This is a genomic window from Sulfurimonas sp. (genome assembly GCF_027056685.1).
Taxonomy (GTDB): domain Bacteria; phylum Campylobacterota; class Campylobacteria; order Campylobacterales; family Sulfurimonadaceae; genus Sulfurimonas.
The window spans coordinates 1-5,224 of record NZ_JALUKE010000054.1; the positions used below are offsets into that span (position 1 = coordinate 1).

The 5,224-nt window shown below is 33.5% G+C and carries 7 protein-coding genes; all 7 read right to left on the reverse strand.

Annotation, left to right across the window (positions count from 1 at the left end):
* On the reverse strand, nucleotides 1-180 hold a 180-nt coding region (locus MVY38_RS01970), incomplete at its 3' end, for a hypothetical protein (protein ID WP_297482991.1).
* Entirely contained in the window at nucleotides 177-1,793 is a 1,617-nt protein-coding gene (locus tag MVY38_RS01975; protein ID WP_297482995.1) for an AAA family ATPase, read from the reverse strand. The genes MVY38_RS01975 and MVY38_RS01970, both read right to left, overlap by 4 nt.
* A gap of 28 nt (nucleotides 1,794-1,821) precedes the next feature.
* Nucleotides 1,822-2,829, reverse strand: a complete 1,008-nt coding sequence (locus tag MVY38_RS01980; protein ID WP_297482998.1) for an aminotransferase class I/II-fold pyridoxal phosphate-dependent enzyme — start codon at nucleotides 2,827-2,829, stop codon at nucleotides 1,822-1,824.
* The gene (locus MVY38_RS01985; protein WP_297483001.1) at nucleotides 2,826-3,038 is read right to left on the reverse strand and encodes a hypothetical protein; all 213 of its coding nucleotides are present in this window, start codon (nucleotides 3,036-3,038) and stop codon (nucleotides 2,826-2,828) included. Before MVY38_RS01985 ends, MVY38_RS01980 begins: the two co-directional genes overlap by 4 nt.
* The gene (locus MVY38_RS01990) at nucleotides 3,035-3,877 is read right to left on the reverse strand and encodes a metallophosphoesterase (protein WP_297483004.1); all 843 of its coding nucleotides are present in this window, start codon (nucleotides 3,875-3,877) and stop codon (nucleotides 3,035-3,037) included. Before MVY38_RS01990 ends, MVY38_RS01985 begins: the two co-directional genes overlap by 4 nt.
* Before the next feature lie 35 nt (nucleotides 3,878-3,912).
* Nucleotides 3,913-4,707 (reverse strand): phosphotransferase, encoded by a 795-nt coding sequence (locus tag MVY38_RS01995; RefSeq protein ID WP_297483007.1) that lies wholly within the window; start codon nucleotides 4,705-4,707, stop codon nucleotides 3,913-3,915.
* The gene (locus MVY38_RS02000) at nucleotides 4,708-5,133 is read right to left on the reverse strand and encodes a hypothetical protein (RefSeq protein ID WP_297483011.1); all 426 of its coding nucleotides are present in this window, start codon (nucleotides 5,131-5,133) and stop codon (nucleotides 4,708-4,710) included. It lies immediately after the preceding gene.
* Nucleotides 5,134-5,224 lie beyond the last annotated feature (91 nt).

Genomic DNA, 5,224 nt, shown 5'->3' on the forward strand with positions numbered 1-5,224 from the left:
GTAATAATTTGTTATATTGAGATATTTTTTTATTGTTGGTAAATCTGATTTTATTAAAAGTTCTAATCTATCAGTTATTTTTTTATATTTAGGAGCACTCAATTTATTTTTTATATTTTCAATATTGATTGAAGTAAAATATTTTTCTAAATCTAAACAAGACAAGTCAACTTTTTTCATTGATTGTCTTTGAGTTTATGTATTTTTTCTTGAATCTCTTTTTGTTCTCTTTCAAGTTTTTTAAGTTCGCTTTCATCCGTATGTAATTTGTCATCTAGCATTTTTTCAAGAGTTGATTTTAAAATAGGTTCTCCAATAATGGAGATAATTTTTTTACAGTAATCTAAATTTTTTTGAGAGACTCTTTTTCGTTTTAAAATTTTAATAACTTCATTCATTTTCTTTTTCGCAAATTCTCCTATAAGCCCATCTTGCATAAAAAAGCCATGAGACAATAAGGTATGGATATTTGCTCCGAAAGTATCTATATTTACCTCTGTTTGTTTGCCACCTTTTAAAAATTTTATATTTTCTTTTGGCAAATCTGAGAGAATAAATGGAGAATGAGTTGTGAGTATTATATTAAAAGTAAAATTAATTCTATTTAATAGATTATATAATTCAAATAAATATTTCTTCTGCCACTGGGGATGCAATGATAAATCTGGTTCATCCATTAAAAATAAAAAGATTTTTTCTTTATCATAGAGTGAAAAATAGTATATATTTAAAAACTGAGAAAATATAGTTTGTTCACCATGACTTAGATGATTAAATTTTCTATTTTCTAAATCTATAAAATCAAATTCAAAAAAGTCTTTACAATAATTAAAATATATTTCTTTTTCTCTTTTAGTCAATGTATTTATTTCTTTTTCTTTTTCTTTAAAGTATTCATTAAACTCTTTTTCATTTATTGAATTTACTTGTGCAGTGTATTCTTTTGATAAAAAATCTTTATCTTCAAATTGATAATAATCATCGTCCCCATACTCTTTTATATACCATATGATTAAATATTTATGAAAATTATCTTGTGTATTAATAAATATTTCATTTAAATCATCGGCTTTTGCAAATGATTGATTTCTTATATTTTTTCGAGCACTTTCAAATTCCTTATCTGACATATCAAGAGATAAGTCAATGTCTGAAACACCAAACCCTTGTTCATAATCCCCTGTAAGTTCGCTAAAGAGCTCATGCAACTTTATTGGTTTTATCTCAATCTTGGTAGGTAAATACATAAATGTAGTTAGCTTAAAATCAATATTGGCTACATATTGACTTGTGAGCATTTGTGCTATTACACTATTATCAAGAGAAAATCTATGGTGTGTCAATTTATCTGTTCTGTATTCTTCACTTATGGGTTTTTGATCATCGGCTAAATACAGATAATAATTATAATGTCCTAAAATATTGGCTTTATCTATATTTGTATGAATAGAAAAACTAGAAATATATTGAATTTTATCACCAGTCTTTACAACAATAATAAAAGAAAATGGATATTCTTGTTTACCAGAAGAACCATATCCCAATTCAGTATAAGGAATATAATCTAATATTTTTTTTAATACTTTTAAAATACTACTCTTCCCACTCCCATTCTCCCCAACAATAGCAGTTATATTTATATTCTCAGGAAAAATGTTCACATAATCTTTTTTTTCATCAATAGTCAGCTCTTGAGTTGCTTCATCATAGCTACACTCAAACCGAGGTGAAAAATTAAACCCTTGTTTTGTAATGTTTTTATACTCTTCAACCCATAAATATATTAGTTCCATGATTGTCCAAAAAAGTTAGATTACACTATTATAGCTTAGCAAAGCTTTCAAACGCAGCTTGTAATTTCTTATGAGCTTTTGCACCTTTCACCGCAAAACGCAGCCACTCATCACTCAAGTAATCAAAACTCCCACAAGTCCGCACAAGAATTTTATGCGCTAAAAGATGTTCAAAGAGTTCTGCTGCGTTTGGCGTGTGTACAAGAATAAAGTTTGCATCACTCTCTACTATCTGATCAAAAATATTGCTGCTTTTGAGGATGTTTTGCAGTTCCTCTTTTTGCTCTTTGTGTATCTCTAATGCGCTGGGTTTAAACGCAGCATCACTCAACATTTTTTGTAAAAATTCGGCATCAAGTGAGGAGATGTTCCACAGTGGTGGCATGATTTTTTCTATGTTTTTTTTGTGGGTAAAAATAGCACCGATGCGTACACCTGCACAGGCGTAGAACTTTGAAAAAGATTGGATAATGTAGAGTTTTTTGTAGTCTTGTATCTGTTTACGGAGCGATTTGTGCCCTTCAAACTCTATGAAGCTCTCATCTAATATGATGGTACACTTCTTCTTTTTCCACTCCAAAAAGAGCTCGTCAAGCTCGTAGTAGCTTCCCTCGGGTGTGGAAGGATTGACAAAAACAACGATGGATTTCTCCTCCACCTCTGTGTCAATATTCTCTATGCGGTTGATTTTGTAGATGTCTTTTTTGCTTTTAAGCGCTGCTTTTTGGTACTCTCCATAAAGCGGTGCGTAGAGGTAGACACTTTTTGCTTTGAGCGAATCCATCAGAGCATAGATGGCAGCAGTCGCACCATTTAAAAGGGCTATCTCTTTTGCATCTATCTGGTACTCTTTTGCTATGCTGTTTTTGAGTGCTGTGTAGTTGGTGTCGGCATATTTTGTTATGACTGCGTTTGGAATATGGAGTTCCTGCTCCGGCTGGTAGCAGTTGATGTTTGAGGAGAAGTCTATTATCTCGTCTGCCTCGCAGTCAAGCTCTCTTGCGTATTTATAGATGTTTGCACCGTGGAGCATCATTCATCTATCTCCACATCATCCCAAAACTCGTTGAAATCGAGATTTGTCATGGCATTTTCATCTGCGAGGTTCTTCTCAAGCAGTTTCTTCTGCTCATTTGCAAAGTACTCCTCTAACGCCTCATTGATGAGCGTGCTAATGTCTGTTTTTTTCATCTCGCTAAAGGCTTCGAGGTTTTGCATATTGTAGTCGTTAATAGTTATTTTCATGCTGTATAGATAAGTTTCTCTGTAATATTGTTTTTAGAAAGTTCTACATAACGCATTGGGTACATATCGAGATCTTTTGGACGAATGAAACCGCGTGTTACGATGACCTTTGTGCCTTGAATCTCTGAGACTGAGTCAATGTGTTTGTGTCCTGAGAGTGTGAGCAGGAGGTTGTCATATTTAAAAAGGCGTTTTTGTGCCTCGTTTGTGTTGTTGAGTACATATTTATGAATGTCTTTCTCCTCTGTACCGCCCCAGTAGTTTGTGTATGGATGGTGATTGAGAATAAGTGTCGGCTTTTTCGTTTTAAGTATATTTTCTGCAAAGGCAAGTGTCTCTTCTGTGTAGCGGCCGTTATTTTGGTGCTCTATGCAGCTGTCAAGCCCTAAAATGTTGTACCCTTTTGCCTGTAAGAGCCAATCTTTACCATGGAGTTTGAGCGCTGCGTTTGAGCAGAACATCTTTTGAAACTCTGCAAGGTTTATCTCATCATCACCCTTTGGTGAGGACTCTTTGTTGCCTCGTACACTAAAGTATGGGCAGTGTAGACCATCTGCGATTGTCTTAAATTTTACTGCATCCTTATCACCTGGGACATTATTGTTAAAGTTGTCACCGCCAAAGAGTACAAAGTCTAAATCTTTGTGGTTTATGTTAATGTAATCACGCATAATTGCCATCGCTTCAACCGTATCGGGATTACTTAAATCCATATGTGAATCTGTTACATGTATGAACTTGAGTGTTTTGTCCTGTTTATCCGCTGCGTTTAGTGCAAGTGGCAGTGTTGCTGCTGCCACAGCTCCTTTTAAAAATCCGCGTCTTGATATTTTTTGCATGCTTTGCTCCTGCGTTTAGTTGGATTATTATACCATTATTTAATATATGGTTTAAGGAGCTTTTTTGCGTTTTGTGCCTGTTTTGTTTTATGAATGCGTAAAAGCATGTAGAGTTTAGTTGCGATGTGAAGTGAGCGTTGTAATTCTGTATGAGTTAGTTTTTTTTTGGAATGTTGGTTATAGGTTTGTAAAAAGAGTGTTCTAAAAGAGGACTTGTTGTAGGGATTAAATGCCATTAATGCTACGGCAACATCAAATGAAAAAGCACCACATCCTCCATCAATAAAGTCAAAAACAGCAATTTTTTCTCTATAAAAGAGGGTGTTGTCTTTGAAAATATCTCCATGGATAAAACCATCACAAGGGAGTTTGAAAGCTTTAAGAGGTTCTAGAAATTTATAGTAGAAAAAAAAATCTTTTTTTAAAAAAGATAAATACTCGTCAATGTTATATTGTGCTAAAAATGCAGAGGAGTTCCGTTGCGTTTTAGTGAGCGTATGGAGTTGTGCCATAAAGCGGGCGAGGGCTTGAATATGGTAGTAGCGTATGCTTTTTGGTGACTCTCCTAAGAGACGCTCATAGAGATACCACTCTTTACTCTTTGCAAGGAGTTTAGGGACATGAAGTTGATGCTTCGAAAAAAATTCTAAGCGTTTAGCATCTTCTTCTATGCGTTTTTCAATACTCCTTTCATATTTTTTTAAAACATATTTCTCTGTTACATAGGTTGTATCTATAACACCATTCGTTGTTGCTTGTAGGTTTGTTAGTGAGTAGTTTGGAAAAAGTGTTTGAGCCTCTTGAAGAGAGAGTGGAGTTTTTACACCCATTTATAATGCACAGTCATGCATAATATTACTCCAATTGTAATCAAAATGCTTTTTGACATACTCTCTATGATGTGGTACGCTACATTTGGAACAGTCTTGGTGAATTTTGTCGCCATAAAAACCTTGTTTCCCATCTTTTGAGTCAATATTACAAAAACTATATTGTGTTTTTTCTTCTATTTTTTGTATGCCTCTATCAGAGTATCGAAAATTTGGGCATGAACAGAGATAACAATTAAGCGAGTCCATATCATGACACTTTTTATTTTTTGCATAGAGTGGACAGAAATCTTCCTCTTCTATTTTCATATTGTCAAAGTCAAAGTAGTCAATAATTTGCTCTTTTGTGTAGTTTTGTGCAAGGAGTTTATCTACTATTTTTTTATGTTTTTTGGCATGATTTTGAACCCATTGAGTGTATCCCAAGTGTTTCCCTTTTTTGCTATTTTTTAAAATTATAGCAGTAAAAGTTTATGCTATAATTAGCTCAGAACTTTAATAGAATCATGGTGGAAAT